The organism is Erwinia mallotivora (assembly GCF_000590885.1).
Taxonomy (GTDB): Bacteria; Pseudomonadota; Gammaproteobacteria; order Enterobacterales; family Enterobacteriaceae; genus Erwinia; species Erwinia mallotivora.
This window is the reverse complement of record NZ_JFHN01000056.1, coordinates 48,049-64,403: the sequence shown is the minus strand read 5'-3', so window position 1 is coordinate 64,403 and position 16,355 is coordinate 48,049. Positions and strand designations below refer to the sequence as shown.

Annotated in this window: 18 protein-coding genes; 5 read left to right on the top strand and 13 right to left on the bottom strand. The window is 54.3% G+C overall.

Annotated elements, in window-relative coordinates; genetic code table 11:
• Positions 1-89: 89 nt before the first annotated feature.
• The 9 genes from flgJ to flgB form a co-directional block, all read right to left on the bottom strand.
• Complete coding sequence (flgJ, locus tag BG55_RS15075) at positions 90-1,028, bottom strand: flagellar assembly peptidoglycan hydrolase FlgJ (protein WP_034939129.1); 939 nt, start codon at positions 1,026-1,028, stop codon at positions 90-92.
• Positions 1,028-2,125, bottom strand: coding sequence for a flagellar basal body P-ring protein FlgI (locus tag BG55_RS15070; protein WP_034939127.1), 1,098 nt, complete (start codon positions 2,123-2,125; stop codon positions 1,028-1,030). Before BG55_RS15070 ends, flgJ begins: the two co-directional genes overlap by 1 nt.
• 9 nt (positions 2,126-2,134) lie before the next feature.
• Complete coding sequence (locus BG55_RS15065) at positions 2,135-2,836, bottom strand: flagellar basal body L-ring protein FlgH (RefSeq protein WP_034939124.1); 702 nt, start codon at positions 2,834-2,836, stop codon at positions 2,135-2,137.
• Positions 2,837-2,898: 62 nt separating this feature from the next.
• Positions 2,899-3,681, bottom strand: a complete 783-nt coding sequence (gene flgG / locus BG55_RS15060) for a flagellar basal-body rod protein FlgG (protein ID WP_034939121.1) — start codon at positions 3,679-3,681, stop codon at positions 2,899-2,901.
• A gap of 17 nt (positions 3,682-3,698) precedes the next feature.
• Positions 3,699-4,454, bottom strand: a complete 756-nt coding sequence (locus BG55_RS15055; protein WP_034939119.1) for a flagellar basal body rod protein FlgF — start codon at positions 4,452-4,454, stop codon at positions 3,699-3,701.
• A gap of 21 nt (positions 4,455-4,475) precedes the next feature.
• The gene (gene flgE, locus BG55_RS15050) at positions 4,476-5,705 is read right to left on the bottom strand and encodes a flagellar hook protein FlgE (protein WP_034939116.1); all 1,230 of its coding nucleotides are present in this window, start codon (positions 5,703-5,705) and stop codon (positions 4,476-4,478) included.
• Positions 5,706-5,730: 25 nt separating this feature from the next.
• Positions 5,731-6,414: a flagellar hook assembly protein FlgD gene (gene flgD / locus BG55_RS15045; RefSeq protein ID WP_034939113.1), complete on the bottom strand. Its 684-nt coding sequence runs from the start codon at positions 6,412-6,414 to the stop codon at positions 5,731-5,733.
• Positions 6,415-6,425: 11 nt separating this feature from the next.
• Positions 6,426-6,830 (bottom strand): flagellar basal body rod protein FlgC, encoded by a 405-nt coding sequence (flgC, locus tag BG55_RS15040; RefSeq protein WP_016189529.1) that lies wholly within the window; start codon positions 6,828-6,830, stop codon positions 6,426-6,428.
• 3 nt (positions 6,831-6,833) lie between these two features.
• The gene (flgB, locus tag BG55_RS15035; RefSeq protein ID WP_034939108.1) at positions 6,834-7,247 is read right to left on the bottom strand and encodes a flagellar basal body rod protein FlgB; all 414 of its coding nucleotides are present in this window, start codon (positions 7,245-7,247) and stop codon (positions 6,834-6,836) included.
• Positions 7,248-7,405: 158 nt separating this feature from the next.
• Here flgB and flgA point away from each other — a divergent pair, with 158 nt between their 5' ends.
• The 4 genes from flgA (at position 7,406) to BG55_RS15015 (ending at position 11,398) form a co-directional block, all read left to right on the top strand.
• Entirely contained in the window at positions 7,406-8,074 is a 669-nt protein-coding gene (gene flgA / locus BG55_RS15030; RefSeq protein ID WP_034939106.1) for a flagellar basal body P-ring formation chaperone FlgA, read from the top strand.
• A 99-nt stretch (positions 8,075-8,173) separates the two neighbouring features.
• A complete protein-coding gene (flgM, locus tag BG55_RS15025; protein ID WP_034939104.1) occupies positions 8,174-8,476 on the top strand; it encodes a flagellar biosynthesis anti-sigma factor FlgM in 303 nt (100 codons plus the stop codon).
• Between the two features lie 4 nt (positions 8,477-8,480).
• Complete coding sequence (flgN, locus tag BG55_RS15020) at positions 8,481-8,912, top strand: flagellar export chaperone FlgN (RefSeq protein WP_034939102.1); 432 nt, start codon at positions 8,481-8,483, stop codon at positions 8,910-8,912.
• Between the two features lie 692 nt (positions 8,913-9,604).
• Positions 9,605-11,398: a metallophosphoesterase gene (locus tag BG55_RS15015; RefSeq protein WP_034939101.1), complete on the top strand. Its 1,794-nt coding sequence runs from the start codon at positions 9,605-9,607 to the stop codon at positions 11,396-11,398.
• Positions 11,399-11,528: 130 nt separating this feature from the next.
• On the opposite strand, the gene murJ is transcribed toward BG55_RS15015, so the two are convergent.
• The 4 genes from murJ to rimJ form a co-directional block, all read right to left on the bottom strand.
• On the bottom strand, positions 11,529-13,067 hold the full coding sequence (gene murJ / locus BG55_RS15010; RefSeq protein WP_034939098.1) for a murein biosynthesis integral membrane protein MurJ: 1,539 nt from the start codon (positions 13,065-13,067) through the stop codon (positions 11,529-11,531).
• 123 nt (positions 13,068-13,190) lie between these two features.
• Positions 13,191-14,114 (bottom strand): Gfo/Idh/MocA family protein, encoded by a 924-nt coding sequence (locus BG55_RS15005; protein WP_034939095.1) that lies wholly within the window; start codon positions 14,112-14,114, stop codon positions 13,191-13,193.
• Positions 14,115-14,144: 30 nt separating this feature from the next.
• A complete protein-coding gene (locus BG55_RS15000) occupies positions 14,145-14,780 on the bottom strand; it encodes a DUF480 domain-containing protein (RefSeq protein WP_034939094.1) in 636 nt (211 codons plus the stop codon).
• Positions 14,780-15,379 carry a ribosomal protein S5-alanine N-acetyltransferase gene (gene rimJ, locus BG55_RS14995; RefSeq protein WP_034939091.1) on the bottom strand — a complete coding sequence of 200 codons (600 nt, stop codon included), beginning with the start codon at positions 15,377-15,379 and terminating at the stop codon, positions 14,780-14,782. The genes BG55_RS15000 and rimJ overlap by 1 nt, the downstream gene beginning before the upstream one ends.
• A gap of 320 nt (positions 15,380-15,699) precedes the next feature.
• Here rimJ and BG55_RS14990 point away from each other — a divergent pair, with 320 nt between their 5' ends.
• Complete coding sequence (locus tag BG55_RS14990; RefSeq protein ID WP_034939209.1) at positions 15,700-16,263, top strand: lipoprotein; 564 nt, start codon at positions 15,700-15,702, stop codon at positions 16,261-16,263.
• Positions 16,264-16,355 lie beyond the last annotated feature (92 nt).

Sequence of the window (16,355 nt, the reverse complement as noted above, 5' to 3'; positions counted from 1 at the left end):
ACAAATCCGGCCTCTTATCGTTATCGGTTCAGACGCGATAAACTTGAGCGAAAAAACCGAAAAAACTGGCGTCTCAGCACATCGTTTAATCAGAACAAATCACCAATATCCTGGCTGTAGGCTTTCACCACTTTCTCGCCCATGGATTTGAACTGCTGGATCATCCCCACCAGTTTGTGCGCGTAGTTAGGATCGGTGGCATAACCGGCCGCCTGTAGGGCTTTTGCGCCCTGCTCCGGCGTTGACGCCGTGGTGACCGCCGCGTAACGGGGGTTGTTACCAATCAGTCTGACGTAGTCGTTCAGCGCGTCGAAATAAGAGTCGTAAACCCGGAAGGTGGCCTTCACTTTTTTCGCCACGCCGTTTTCATATTCGGTGGTGGTGATTTCGGTGGTTTTCCCCTGCCAGTTGCCGGAGGCTTTGATACCAAAAATGTTGTAGCTTGGCTTGCCATCTGCGGTACGGATCTGCCGCTGTCCCCAGCCTGATTCCAGCGCCGCCTGGGCGAGGATCAGGTGGTGCGGGATACCGCTTTCCGCACTGGCCTGCTGCGCAGGTTGCGACAGCTGCGCGATAAAATCGCTGCTGTCACCGCTGAGCGGGGTATCAGCAGCGGGCAGGCGCGGCACCGCTTTGCGTACCAGCTGCTCCATCGCCAGCGGCGGCAGGGTATTAATAAAGTTCTTATCCAGCAGCATCGGCACGGTGCCCGCTTTTTCATCGGGCGTGGTGGCCTGTTCCATCTGTTTGACCATCATGTCGGCCAGTCCCAGTCCTTTTGCGGCAATCTGCTGCCCAATCTGCTGATCGTACATTGAGGTATACAGGCGCGTTTGCTCGGTGCTGAGCAGTCCATCCTGCGGCAGCGCGTCACGCATGCTTTTTAACATCATCTGTACAAACATCCCTTCCACCTGCTTTGCTACTTCCCTTGCGTGTGCTTTCGGGTCGCTGCTGGCCTGACGTTTCAGGTTGTTCAGTGAGCGGCTGTCGTAAGCCGCACTCATCAGAGATTGAGAATCACCCATCAGATTATTTCCAGTTTGGCGTGCAGACAGCCTGCACTCTGCATCGCCTGCAAAATGGACATCAGGTCGATAGGCGATGCCCCCAGCGCATTCAGGGCACGCACCACGCTGTTCAGGTTGGCGCTGGCATTGACGCTTTGCAGCGAGCCGCCGCTCTGACGCATATCGATCTGGGTTTGCGGTGTTACCACCGTCTGCCCGCCGCCAAACGGCGTATTGGGCTGACTGACGTTCTGTGACTGATTAACGGTGACCGACAGGTTACCCTGCGCGATGGCACAGCTGCTGAGCATCACTTCGCGGTTCATCACCACCGAGCCGGTACGCGAGTTGATAATGACTTTGGCATCCTGAAGCGGAACCGAGACGTCAATGTCCTGAATCTCCGCCAGCAACCGCACCTGAGAGGTGCCGTTGGCAGAAACCCGCACCTGTACGGTACGGCCATCCAGCGCCTGCGCCGAGCCATAGCGGGCGTTGATCGCATCAGCAATGCGCTGCGCCATGCTGAAGTCTTCTTCATTAAGGAACAGGTTGATGACGTTGGAAGTACCAAAATTACTGGCCAGTTCACGCTCGATGGTCGCGCCCCCGGTGATCCGTCCGCCGTTTACCTGATTAACGGTTACGCTGCTGCCACCGGCTGACGCACCCGCTCCCCCCACCAGAATGTTGCCCTGCGCCAGCGCGTAGACCTGATTATCAACCCCTTTTAAAGGCGTCATCAGCAGCGTTCCGCCGCGCAGGCTTTTGGCGTTACCCATCGAGGAGACCACCACGTCAATCACCTGGCCCTGACGGCCAAACGCCGGCAGTTTGGCGGTGACCATCACTGCCGCAACGTTTTTCAGCTGCATATTAGTGCCGCTGGGGACGGTGATCCCCAGTTGTGACAGCATGTTGTTCAGACTCTGGGTGGTAAACGGCGTCTGGGTGGTCTGGTCACCGGAGCCGTCCAGTCCCACCACCAGCCCGTAACCAATCAGGGAGTTATCCCGCACGCCACCCACGGTGGTCAGATCGCGGATGCGATCGGCCCAGGCCAGTGAGCTGACGGTCGCCAGCAGCAGCAGGGTGAGTTGAAGAAATCTACGCATTATCGCCTCTCAGAATGGTGACAGGTTCAGGAAGAACCGTTGCAGCCAGCCCATCGTCTGTGCCTCATTGATATAACCGTTGCCGATGTATTCAATGCGGGCATCCGCCACCTGGGTCGAAATCACGCTGTTGCTGCCGCTGATGGTGCGTGGGTTGACCACGCCCGAAAAGCGGATGAATTCGGTGCCCTGGTTAATCTCAATCTGTTTTTCACCGACCACTTTCAGGTTGCCGTTGGGCAGAACCTGATTCACGGTAACGGTGATGGTGCCGGTAAAGGTGTTATTCGCCGTCGCGCCACCCTTACCTGCAAAGGTATTCTTGCCGCTGCCGTCAACGGTGGCTTTGTCGCCACCCAGCAGACCAGCCATCGCGCTGGGGACCGCCGTCAGGCCCGCCGTGGCGCTGCCATCGCGTCCGGCCGACGCGGTAGAACTTTTACTGGCGCTGACGTTTTCCTGGAGGGTAATGGTCAGCGTATCGCCAATATTGCGTGGGCGTCTGTCTTCAAACAGCGGCTGATAGCCGTAGTTCATCGGCATGATGCCCTGAAAAATGGAACCGTTAACCACCTGCGGTGACGCAGGCAGCGGTTCGGCCGTTGTCGATCCTTCGACCAGCGGTTTACGGGGAACTAAAGCACAACCGTTAAGCGTCAGGAGCAACGTGGCTACCAACAAACGTCCAGGCATTGAGATTTGCTGCGCCATGGAATCACGACCTTAATGAAAAAGTTCTTGTCATTAGCGCCGGGCGAACCCGGCTTTTACTGTTACAGCTGAGTTAATTTCGCCAGCATCTGATCGGAGGTGCTGATTGCCTTACTGTTGATCTCGTAGGCACGCTGGGTCTGGATCATACTGACCAGCTCTTCCGCCACGTTAACGTTAGAGGTTTCAACATAGCCCTGATAGAGCAGCCCCGCGCCGTTGTTACCCGGCGTGCTGTCGGTCGGTGCACCGGAGGCCTGGGTTTCCTGGTACAGGTTTTCACCCATGCTTTCCAGACCGGCGTCGTTAATAAAGGTGCTCAGCGTCAGCTGACCAACCTGAACGGCGGCGGTCTGGCCCTGCTGGGTGACGCTGACCACACCGTCACGACCGATGGTCATGCTCAGGGCGTTAGCCGGGATAGTGATGGCCGGCTGCACCGGGAAGCCAGCGTTAGTGACCAGCTGACCGTTCTGGTCAGTCTGAAATGAACCGTCACGGGTGTAAGCGGTGGTGCCATCAGGCATCTGCACCTGAAAATAACCCTGGCCGCTGATCGCCACGTCTTTTGAGGAGTCGGTTTTGTTCAGGTTGCCCTGGGTGTGCAGACGTTCCGTCGCCACCGGACGCGTACCCGTACCTAACTGCATCCCGGAAGGTAGAGTGGTCTGCTCGGACGACTGCGCGCCGGGCTGACGAATGGTCTGGTACATCAAATCTTCAAATACGGCACGCTGGCGTTTAAAGCCGTTGGTGCTGACGTTAGCCAGGTTGTTGGAGATGACGTCCATATTAGTTTGCTGGGCGTCAAGACCGGTTTTGGCAATCCATAAAGAGCGAATCATTGGGTTTTCCTCTGTCCTCAGCTCATTGACAGCAGCTGGTTAGCGCGTTGTTCATTGTCATCGACGCTGGAGATCACTTTCATCTGCATCTCAAAGCGGCGTGAGTTTGCAATCATGTCAACCATGGTTTGCGTTGAATTGACGTTGCTTCCCTCCAGCACGCCAGGCATAACCTGAACGGTGGGATCGTTTTGCAACACGGCACCACGCTGCGCCTGGGCGCTGGCGGTGAGACGGAACAGGCCGTCATCACCGCGCGTCACTTCTGAACCGGTGGCTTTCACCAGTTTCAGACGGCCCAACTGAACTGTGGCATTAGGGGCATCGCCTGCATTCAACGCGGTAATCGAACCGTCAGCCGCGATGGTCACCTGCGCCCCTTGCGGCACGGCAATCGGCCCGCCGTCGCCCATCACCAGGTTACCCTGGATGGTGAGCTGTCCGGCCGGGTTGAGTTCCATGTTACCGTTGCGGGTATAGGCCTCTGTGCCATCTGCCGCCTGCACTGCCAGCCAGCCATCCTGACGAACGGCGACATCCAGTGGGCGCTCGGTATAGTCCATTGCCCCAGGCGTCATATCGGCACCCGGGGTGGACCCCGTCACCAGCGTGCGGGTGGGCAGCGACAGCCCTTCCACCGGCACCGCACGCAGCGCATTAAGCTGCGCACGGAAACCCGGCGTGGAGGCGTTGGCAAGGTTGCTTGCCGTCACTGCCTGCTGATCGAGGGTCTGAGTGGCAGCCCCCATTGCGGTATATATCGCGTGATCCATTTGACTCCCCTGTTAGCCAGGTTAACGCAGGTTGACCAGGGTGTTGAGGATCTGGTCCTGGGTTTTGATGGTCTGGGCGTTAGACTGATAGTTACGCTGCGCCACGATCATGTTCACCAGCTCTTTACTCAGGTCAACGTTGGAAGACTCCACCGCGCCTGCCGTCAAGGTGCCGAGGTTACCGGTGCCCGCCAGACCGACCAGCGCCTGTCCGGAAGAAGCGGTAGCTGACCAGACGTTGTTACCTTCAGATTTAAGCCCTTCCGGGTTGGCAAAGTTAGCCAGCGCAATCTGTCCCAGCGTCTGGGTCTGCTCGTTGGAGTAGTTGCCGACCACGGTGCCGTCGTCATTGATCTGGTAGCTGGTCAGGTCGCCTGGCTTGTAACCGTTCTGCGTTGGGTTGCCGAAGGTGTCGGTGCCGGTGTTCTGCTGCTGACTGCCGGTCAGATCCAGCGCGAAGGTGCTCGGAGAAGAACCGTTCAGCGTGGCCATGCTGATCGTCTGGGTGGCGGTGGAGGTCAGCTGACCGCTGCTGTTAAAGGTCATATCCCAGCTGCCCGCACTGGCACCGGTGCTCGAGTCCACAGCCTGCACGTTCCAGGTGGTGGTCGGGTTAGTCGGGTCGGTGGTGCTGTCGGTTGCACCCTTGACAAAGTACAGGTTGATAGTGTGCGCGTTACCCAGCGAGTCATAGGTGGTCATTGACGCTTTGCTGTTGTAGGTCGCGGTATTGGTTGAATCAAACGGCGTGGTGGTTGGCACGGTATCCGTTGAGTTCAGGTTAGCGGTGATCGCCGCAGTGGTGGTGGCTTTTGCCGGCATCGCGGTGGTTGGGATGCTCAGCGCCACCGGGTTCGCACCGGTCTGCACGGTTGGCGGTGTACCGGTTGCCGGGTAGCCGGTCAGTTTCAGACCATCGGAGTTAACGATATTACGGTCTGAATCCAGCGTGAACTGGCCGTTACGGCTGTAGTAAACCGCACCGCTGGTGTCAGCCAGGCGGAAAAAGCCGGACTGGCTGATCGCCACGTCAAGGCCACGGCTGGTAGAGGTGGTGGTTCCGTCACTGAAATCCTGCGTCACCGCCGCCACTTTGGTTCCCAGACCCACTTTCGAGTCGGCGAACATATCGGCGAAAGAGACGCTGGCAGATTTAAAACCAACGGTCGCCGAGTTGGCGATGTTGTTGCCGATAACGTCAAGGTTGCTGGCGGCGGCGTTTAAGCCACTCACTGCCTGGGAAAATGCCATGTGTAGTCTCCTGAAAAGGGGTTATTTATATAATCTGACGAACATTCGCGACGGTAGTGGTGCCCATCGTGCCGAGGTCCAGAACGGCACCGCTGGTGTCGTTAGTTACCCCGTTAACCAGTGCATAGTTCAGTGGCTGCGCCACCAGCTGTCCGCTGGCGTTGCTGGCGCTGATCGCTACGCTGTATTTTCCATCGGTGGCCGTGGTGCCGTCGGCCTGTGAACCATCCCAGGAGAACGTGTGAACACCCGCACTGAGCGCGCCCAGATTGATGGTCTGCACCACCTTGCCGGACGAGTCACTGATAGTGGCCGTGGTGCTGGTGGACGCCTGCTCCAGGCTGACGCCAAACGGCGTGGTGGAGGTGCTGCCGCTGCTGGTGCCAACCAGCACCTGCGAGCCATCAACCATCACCCCGTGACCGACCAGCGTGGATGCCTGAAGCGTCTGGCTGCTGTTGATCTGACCGGAGATCGATCCCAGCGTGGTGTTCAGTTTTTCAATACCGCTGAGGGTATTGATCTGCGCCAGCTGTGTGGTTAACTGGCTGTTATCCATCGGATTCGTCGGGTCCTGGTTCTTTAACTGCGTGACCAGCAGGGTCAGGAAGTTACTTTGCAGGTCGGCCGCCGTGGTGTCGGTGGTCGACGACGTGGTGGTAATCGCCGTGTTGTCTGTGGATTCATTAACGCCTACTGCAATACTCATCAGGCAGCTCCTTATTGACCCATCGTCAGGGTTTTCATCATCATTTGTTTAACGGTGTTCAACACCTCGACGTTGGCCTGGTAGCTGCGTGAAGCGGACATGGTGTTCACCGTTTCACTGACCACATCGACGTTAGGCATCTTCACGTAACCTTTGGCATCAGCCATCGGGTTGCCTGGTTCGTAAACCAGTTTTGCCGGGGTCGGATCGTCCACCACCTGCGCCACGCGGACGCCGCCGGTAGCAGAACCTGACTCAGCAGCGGTCTGGAAAACCACCTGCTTCGCCACGTAAGGCTGTCCGTCAGGTCCGGTCACGCTGTCGGCGTTGGCCAGGTTACTGGCCGCCACGTTCAGACGCTGTGACTGGGCGTTCATCGCTGAACCGGCAATATCAAAAATACTCATCAGTGCCATAAATTATTGCCCCTGTAGCACGGACATCATGCTCTTGATCTGGCCGCTGATGACGGTCAGATCGGTCTGGTATTTCAGGCTGTTATCCGCAAACTGGGTACGTTCGCGGTCCATATCGACGGTGTTGCCGTCAGCAGACGGCTGGTCAGGAACCCGGTACATCAGGTCCATCGACGCTGCCTGACTGGACTCCGCCGGAATGTGGCGGTCAGATGTCACCGCCAGTTGCAGGCCCGAACCCTGCGCGCGCCCCTGCTCCATCACCTTGTTCAGCTGGCTGGCGAAATCGATATCGCGTGCCTGATAGCCGGGGGTGTCCGCGTTGGCGATGTTGGACGCCAGAACCTCCTGCCGTTGGGCGCGCAGGTTCAACGCTTCGGTATTAAACCGCAGTGCGGCGTCGAGTTTGTCGAGCATGCTTCCTCCGCATAGTGAGCATTCAGAGCTGACAGCATAATCGCGGGAGGCAAACTGCTATCGACGGAATAGCGCTAAAAAGCGTCGCTAATTTGCGCCTTGACCAGGCAGACTCACGAGTAGAATCGATGCCATCTGATAAAGGGGGGAAGAAGACGATGCGTGGGTTTACTTTGCTGATCTCCGGGCTGCTGAGCCTGGTCACGCTGTCGGCCAGTGCCGCTTCACTGACGGATCAGTTGAATCAGTTTTTTAAAACGCGGTATGGAGAAAGCGGCCAGAATGCCGATACCCTGGTGGTGGTGGTGAAAACCCCTCAGACGCAGTGGCCTGCCTGCGACACGCCGCAATTTTCCCTGCCTGGCAACAGCCGCATGTGGGGCAACATGAGCGTCGCCGCCAACTGTGGGCAGAACCGCCGCTATTTGCAAATTGAAGTGCAGGTGACCGGCAACTACATCGTCGCAGCCCGTCAGGTTGCACGCGGTTCAGCGATCGCCGCTGCCGATCTGAAGGTCCAGCACGGTCGTCTGGATACCCTGCCCGCCCGCACGGTGATGACGGCCGCTGAGGTGACCGATGCGGTGACGCTGCGGGATATCGTACCGGGCCAGCCGGTAACCCTGATGATGGTTCGCCAGCCGTGGCGGGTTAAGGCGGGACAAAACGTGACGGTCATCGCCAGCGGGGAAGGGTTTAATATCTCCAGCGAAGGACGGGCGATGAATAATGCGACCTCGACACAGCCGGTGCGGGTGCGCATGAATTCAGGGCAGATTGTCAGCGGAAAAGTGGCTGCGGATGGGAATATTCTTATAACGCTATAAAGGGCTAAAGATAGCCTTAGTTCTGCCGATAGAATAAATAACAGACGCAATATACTAATTTTCCAGGTGACAATTTGCCTGAGCTTACAGGAGTCAGATATGAGCATTGACAGAACTCAACCATTGAATCCAGCCAGTACCGTTCAGACCCGTGATACTGCCGACACGTCTGCACCGAAAACACGTCAGGTTGAGAGCAAAGCGACTGCCACCACCACCGCTTCTCAGGTTGTGCTGAGTGGTGCCCAGTCACAGCTGACTAAATCGAGTTCGCAGGATATCAACACCGCGCGGGTGGAACAGTTGAAAACCGCTATTCGTAATGGCGAACTGAAAATGGACACCGGCAAAATCGCTGATGCCCTGATTCAGCAGGCGAAAGATTCTTTAGAAGGTAACTGAGTAAATGAACAAGCTGCTGACCGCCCTTGATAAGATGCTGGAAGTGCTGGCAAGTCTGGCCGACGTAATGACATCAGAGCAGCAACAGCTCTCAGGCGGCCAGATAAATAGCAGCTTACTGCAACGTATCACCGAAGATAAAAACTCCCTGCTGGCGACGCTCAACTTTCTTGAGCAGATGCGCCGCGACGCTGAAAAAGACGCTGGCTTCCATGCGCCTTACAGCCGACACAGCGAACTGTCGCGTCGCTGGGCTGCCATTCAGGAGCAGACCATGAAGCTGCGTGACACCAATCTGCATAACGGGCTGTTACTGAATCACCAAATCAGCTTCACTGATCAGGCGTTGCAGGTATTGCGCCCGCATCAGACGCAGAAATTTTATGGCCCGGACGGTCAGGCTACCTCAAGCGCCTTTATCAGCCGTAAGGTTTAAAGGGCATGAATGGTGTAAGTAATAAGATAAGCCGATGCGCATGGCTGGCTCACAGTCATGCGTAATCAGCAGTAAACAGACATTCTGATGATCTTTTTGTATCCCCTGCATCCTGCATAACATCAAATCAGATGATAGCGCCGGGACTGACATCCTGCTGCTGAAAATCCCCCTCGCTTATGACTGTCTTAAAATCCCCTTTTGCTCAAGAGCCACTTAATAGCTATGCGGAATGATACTTCTCTTTCTCCCAGTCTATCTTTGACTTTGTTTTAGTCGGTTCTTACTGCATCAGGCTTATGATGTATCCGTTGTGCTGTCAATAAACAGCAACTGTACCAGGTACAGCTATTCAGGAAGAGTTCACCGTATCATTCAGCCTCATTTTTGATATTTATTATTAGTATTAAGACATTAGCACATACTTTTCTCATTTTAAGCGGCAGAGAAATACCTTTATCTGCCTGAAATTTACCCCCATCAAAAATTACCATCCAGCGTTAATTTTCGAAATTGAAAAATTAAATCCACACATTAAAATCATAACACTGATTAAATTTCAAATATAAAAGTCGATAAAAATAACTGATAAAAACCAGGGGATGAACATCTGATTTCCACAACATCACACCCTGTAAAATTAAAGTAAAAATGAAAGGCTCATCGTTTTATTCATATAAAGGAAACCTGCCATGAATTTAAAAAGTATTGTAATAACTTCTGACCCTCAATATCCATGGACCAACGTGACAGATGCAGGTGGAAGTGAAAGCAGCGATGTACAGCAAAGCCGTTCTCATCAATTAATCAGCAGTCAATATTCAAGTATTAATTCATATCATCAAACAATGGGAGTTGATACACGGGTTATTATTAATGGTGATATGACAGCATATGGTCATCAATGGCAAAGAGATGTTATGGCTTCCTTATTAGCCACTTTACGGCCTCCCTACTGTTACGGGTTGGGCAACCATGATATTGAAAATAATTATAACGATACATGGCAAAATCAGGCGGCCATTGGTTCCATGCACAATTTCTACACTCACTATCGTCAGCTTTCCCTGACCAATAAATCCTTAGAGGCCAGAAGGCATCTCTTTGAGGAAACCTGGACCGGAAGCTTCAGTTATTCATGGGATGAAGGACCCTATTTACGTTTCATCCAACTCAATAACTTTCCCGGCATGACCGGCTATGATTTCCCAAGAACACGTTCAGCCCAGGGTGTTAACGACTGGCAAAGACTCAGTATGCATTTACGTGCAGATAATCAGTTTAGCTGGCTGGAGAATGTTTTGCGAAATGCAGGTGAAAGAGCTTGCTTTATCAATGTACATAAACCGAATGGCTGGCCGGAGCAGGCAAGGCTACAGTTGAAAAGGCTGATTGAGCAATATAATGTTAAAGCAGTATTTGCTGGCCACTATCACACCATTTCGGGTTACAGTCGTGCCTATACTAATTATCTTGATGCTAACGTGCCAGTATTTCTCTCAGGGTCCGCTTCTCAACAAACGTATCTCATCACAGAAATAACTGATGAAAATATGTTTATATATCTGGTCAAAGCCAATGACTGGCGGAACAAGACACTTATTCATACTATTAATCTCTGGACACGAAAAATACCAGAAGATAAAAGTAACGTGGTAATAAAAACAAGTCTTAACCCCAATAAATTAATAAAAAAATCCCCGTCCAGTTCAGCACTGATTGTTTGGGATTTCGATGTTCAAATGAGTGATAGCACATTTCAGCTGATCAAAACACCTGATAAAGGTCCGGACGTTTTCCAGATTGCTCACCCACAAAGCGAACATATTATTGCCTGGAATACAACGAACGGAAATGAGGTGTTTCTGCACAAGAACCAATGGAAAAATGAGCACTACTGGCATTTAATTAACCAACGCGAGGGAGGATATGTTATTGAAAATTACGCAATGGATGATCAGGTTCTGGACGTGCCTTCTTCAGTAACTGATAATGGTAACAGACTTCAAATCTGGGGGAGAAACCAAACCTCAGCTCAACGTTTTTTCGTGGAGGAAAGCGCACCTGAAGATCAAAGTATCCACCGCCTGATCACAGCGTCTGATGCCAATAAAGTCATAACCCAAAATGGGATTTCACCTTCGCTTCTTATTATGGACATTAATAATACCGATAATAAACAGAAGTTCCGTTTCATCAAAGCTTCAGAAAAAGGAGATAACGTTTATCAAATTGCCTGCCTTGATGACAATCAAATCATTGCCTGGATTGTATCACTTGGAGACGTAGTTTGGCTTCAAAACAACCAATGGAAAGATGAGCATTACTGGCATTTAGAATACCAGAGCAACGGTAGCTATGTTATTTCAAACTACAGAAACCCTGAAATGGTCCTTGATATTTATAATTCTCCCACGGAATACGCTACTGCCATTCGTCTCTGGCAACGTAATCAGACAGCAACGCAACAGTTCAGGCTGGGCTGAGGTATTTTATATTTTCAGGCTGCCGCTGGCAGCCTGTGCTCAACGTAATATTGTCAGCGCACGCATTTTATCAGCCTACCCGTTTTGGCGGGTTCAGCTTGCATTGAAAGGTATGACAATAATAATGATCTTATGCCACCGTACTGCGGGCAAAATCACGTACACGGAATCCCAGCAGCGCCAGCACGGCAAAATAGGCTACGCCACCCGCCGCACAGACGCCAGCCAGGCGAGTCAGCCGCCACAGCATATTGCCCTGATCCCAGTCCGGCATTACCCACATCAGCCCCAGCAGCACGGCCGCCATCACCAACACGGCGATAATCAGACGTGACAGGAAACTGAACCAGCCAGGCTCTGGCTGATAGATCTTTTGCCTGCGCAGCTGCCAGTACAGCATCAGGGCGTTAAGACAGGCCGCCAGACCAATCGACAGCGACAGCCCGGCATGTTTCAGCGGGCCGATAAAGCTCAGGTTCATCAGCTGCGTCATCAGCAGCGTAAAAAGGGCGATTTTGACCGGTGTTTTAATGTTCTGACGGGAATAGAAGCCAGGCGCGAGAATTTTTACCACAATCAGTCCCATCAGCCCGACCGAGTAAGCCACCAGCGCACGTTGCGTCATCGATGCATCAAAGGCGGTAAATTTGCCGTACTGAAACAGGGAGACGGTCAGCGGTTTCGCCAGAATACCCAGCGCCACCGCACTGGGCAGCGCCAGCAGGAAACTGAGGCGCAGTCCCCAGTCCATCAGGCGGTTGTATTCCGCATGATTGCCGCTGGCGAAGCTTTTCGCCAGTGACGGCAACAGAATTGTACCCAGCGCCACGCCCAGTACGCCGGAAGGAAACTCCATCAGACGGTCGGCGTAATACATCCAGGACACCGAGCCGGAAACCAGAAAGGAGGCAAAAATCGTATTTATAATCAGTGAGATCTGGCTGACCGACACGCCAAGAATCGCCGGTCCCATCTGCCGCATCACCCGCCATACGCCCGCATCCTTCAGATTGATGCGCGGCAGCACTAACATGCCAATTTTCTTCAGATGCGGTAACTGATAACCCAGTTGCAATACGCCACCGGCCACCACCGCCCACGCCAGCGCCATCACCGGGGGATGAAAGTGCGGTGCGGCAAACAGGGCAAAACCGATCATGCTGACGTTAAGCAGCGTCGGCGCAAAAGCGGGCACCGAAAAACGGTTCCAGGTATTGAGGATCGCGCCGACCAGCGACGCCAGCGAGATCAGCAGAATATAAGGAAAGGTCACCCGCAGCAGCGAGGAGGTCAGCGCAAATTTATCCGCCGTGTCGGCAAATCCTGGTGCGGTAACCAGAATCACCCAGGGCGCAGCAAACATCCCGGCGAGGGTGATCACCGCCAGGGCCAGCGTCAGTAATCCGGCGACATAGGAGACAAATATTCGCGTGGCCTCCTCTCCCTGCTTGCTTTTGTATTCCGCGAGGATGGGGACAAACGCCTGAGAAAATGCCCCTTCAGCAAAGATGCGACGCAGCAGGTTAGGCAGTTTGAACGCCACAAAGAAGGCATCCGTTGCCATCCCTGCGCCAAAAACTCTCGCCACAATGGCGTCGCGGGCAAATCCCAGCACGCGAGAAAACAGGGTCATTGAGCTGACCGCTGCCAGTGATTTCAACAGGTTCATGCGTTTCCTGATTGTTACGACAACATAGGTGCAGTTTTAGGGTTCGTTGCCCCTTCTCACAAAGGCGCAAGGGGCACAGTCTACTGATATGCAAGGAAATAACCACAGCCGATTGTTACAGCGTTATTCACCCCGGCTGTCGCGCCAGAGTTTTTCCACCACGCGCTGTGCCATCAGCGCCTGTTCTCCGGACGTTTGCGGCTCGGTCTGATTGGCAGCGCAGTCGATAAAATGCCGCACCACACCGGCAAATCCACGTTGTTGCAGGGTAGTTTGCCAGGCGGGCGGCGGGTCGATAATCAACTGCCCTGCCGTCTCCTGCTGAAAATCACGCATTTCATCGACCTGCCAAAGGCTACCATCGGCCACCGCCCGCACGGTTTCTCCCTGGCTGCCTGCCCGGCGGTGCATACTGGTGGTTATCAGGCTGTCGCCGTGACGGAAATGGTGCTCGGCGTAGAGCATTTCACCTGCATCGGTGGTTAGCAGGCTGCCACTTTGCAATTCAGCCGCGCCGCCACCGAGCCACAGCGCGGTGTCCACGACGTGCAGATAGTCATCCAGTAAGGTAAAAAAGAGATCCTGTGGGCCCACGCTGTCACAGCGATGTTTCTCCATGCGCAGTGAGGCCAGCTGATGCAGCTCCGCCTTCAGTTGCAGGTAGCGTGGCGCGAAACGGCGGTTGAACGCCACCATCAGTTTGCGCCCCTTGCGCTGCGCCAGTTCCACCAACTGTTCCGCCTGCTCGAGGCTTTCCGCCAGCGGTTTATCGACGCAGACATCGACGCCCGCCAGCAGCAGCTGTTTTACCACGGCAAAATGGCTGGCGGTGGAGGTGTGGACAAATACCGCATCGCTGGCGGCGGCCAGTTGTTCCAGCGAGGAAAAAAGCGGGATGCGATTGCTGTCGCAAATTCTGGCGGCTTTTTGCTGGTCCGGCGAAAACGCTCCCGACATCTGCCAGCCCTCTGTCCGGGTCACCACCGGCAGCCAGGCCTTCTGTGCGATAGCACCCAGCCCGACGATTCCCGTTCTCAACCTGCCCATCTCATTCTCCTTTACGCGGTAAACCAGCAGTCAGATTTTTGCTGACAAATCTGCCAGCTGTTGTTTTAGTTGCGCCACCTCGTGCTCCAGCGCGCTGACCCGATCGGCAAGCGTTTCATCGGTATCGGCAGGGCTTTCGTCCACCGTTTGTTCCACTGCGCCGCTGAACAGATGCATATAGCGGCTTTCGCGTTTACCCGGCTCGCGCGCCAGTTGCACCACAAATGGACCGTCATCGCGCGAGGCCAGCGTCGCCAGTCGCTGTTCCACCTGGCTTACATCAGCAAACTCATGCAGTCTGCCGCTGCGGATCCGCAGCTCGCCCGGCGTCTGCGCACCACGTAAAAGCAGCGTGGTCACCAGCGCGAATTCCCCCGGACTCAGCGTTAACTGGCCAAAAGCCGTGTTACAGAACCGGTGTTCATATTTCACCACCCGGCTGCCTGAGCCGCTCAGGGCGGTGACCAGATGTTTTTTTATCAGCATATCCAGCGTGTCCTGCACCGTTGCGTCGCTCAGACTCATTACCGGTTCACGGTTGGATTTCTGGTTGCAGGCGGTAACGACCGCATTCAGCGACATCGGATACTGCTCCGGGGTGGTGACCTGCTTTTCCAGCAGGCAGCCCACCACCCTCGCCTCCAGGGCGGAAAGTACGATTTTCATCAGGATGATTGTCCACGTCGGTCGGGTTGCCACTCTTTGGTGGTCAGTGCGGTCAGCACGTGATCCTGCCACTGACCATCAATCAGTAAATAATCCCGGGCATAGCCCTCTTTTTCAAAGCCAAGCCGGGCCAGCAGGTTACCGCTGCGGTGGTTGTGTGGCATGTAGTTAGCCATGATGCGATGGATGCGCTGCTGGCGCTGCATATAACGGATAGCCGACTGCAACGCCTCAAACATCATCCCCTGCCCCTGCCACTTCTCCGCCAGAGAGTAGCCAAGGTAGCAGGCGTGAAATGAGCCTCTGACCACGTTGCTGAAATTCGCCACGCCACGGATCTCCGTTTCATCAGGGTCCATCACCGCAAAATAGTAAGCATTGCCCTGTTTGTGCATTTCGGAGATTAATCCCAGACGCGCCTGCCAGCCGGAAGGATAACTGTGGCTGTCGTCGCGAATGGGTTCCCAGGGTTTTAGGAAGGCACGATTACCAGCATAGTAATCAGCCAGACGCCACGCATCGCGCTCATGAACCAGACGAACCACCAGCCGGTCAGTTGTCAGGCGGACTTTCGGGACAGCAGAACGATAGCCAAACATCTTCTCTCCTGAATCCTTTAGGTGATAATTGAAAACGGCAGAAATCCCCATGCGCGGTGTCGCGCAGACCTGACCTTATCCAGCCACCACGTCTGATTTCCCTTAATGATTATAAACATCCCCGCTGTTACCCGTAAAATAATCCTGTGGCGTGACCGCAGCTGGCTCTCCCTCCGGATACTGCGCGACACCCTGGTGCGCGATAACGGGTATATGGCCTGACTCTGAGCAGTAATCCTGGTGACTCTGACCGCAATGTCGGGCAAGCTGTCATCTCCGGTCAGGAGGGTTACTGACCGCATAACATGATGAGGATTATGATGAAAAAATTTTTTGCCGGGCTGAGCGCCCTGCTGTTGGTGGGACTACTCAGCGGCTGCAACCAACTGACGCAGTACACCATCAGTGAACAGGAAATCAATCAGGCGCTGCAAAAGCACAATAATTACGAAAAACAGCTTGGTGTCGCCGGACTGGTGGATGCGCACATCGTGCTCAGTGACCTCAGCAGTCAGATTGGCCGCGAGGAGCCCAACAAAGTGACGCTGACCGGTCATGCAAAAGTGAATATCAGTTCGCTGTTTGGGCCGCAGGAAGCGACGATGACGCTGACCATGAAGGCGCAGCCGGTGTTTAACAAGGAACAGGGGGCGATTTATTTGCAGGATCTGCAACTGGTGGATGTGCAGGTGCAACCCGAAAAAATGCAGGGTGTGCTGAAAACCCTGACGCCTTATCTCAACCAGTCGCTGAAAGATTACTTCAATCAGAAACCGGCTTATGTGCTCAGCGCCGACCGCAGCAAAACCGAATCGCTGGCAAAACGCTTCGCCAAAGGTCTGGAAGTGCAGCCGGGCAAGCTGATTATCCCTTTCACTGATTAATCTTTCGTTCTCTGTTCGCTGGCGGACAGAGAACGCTCTCCGGCAATTTTTAGTCTGCATATCAACAAAGCAGGTGCAAACCGACGCCTTTC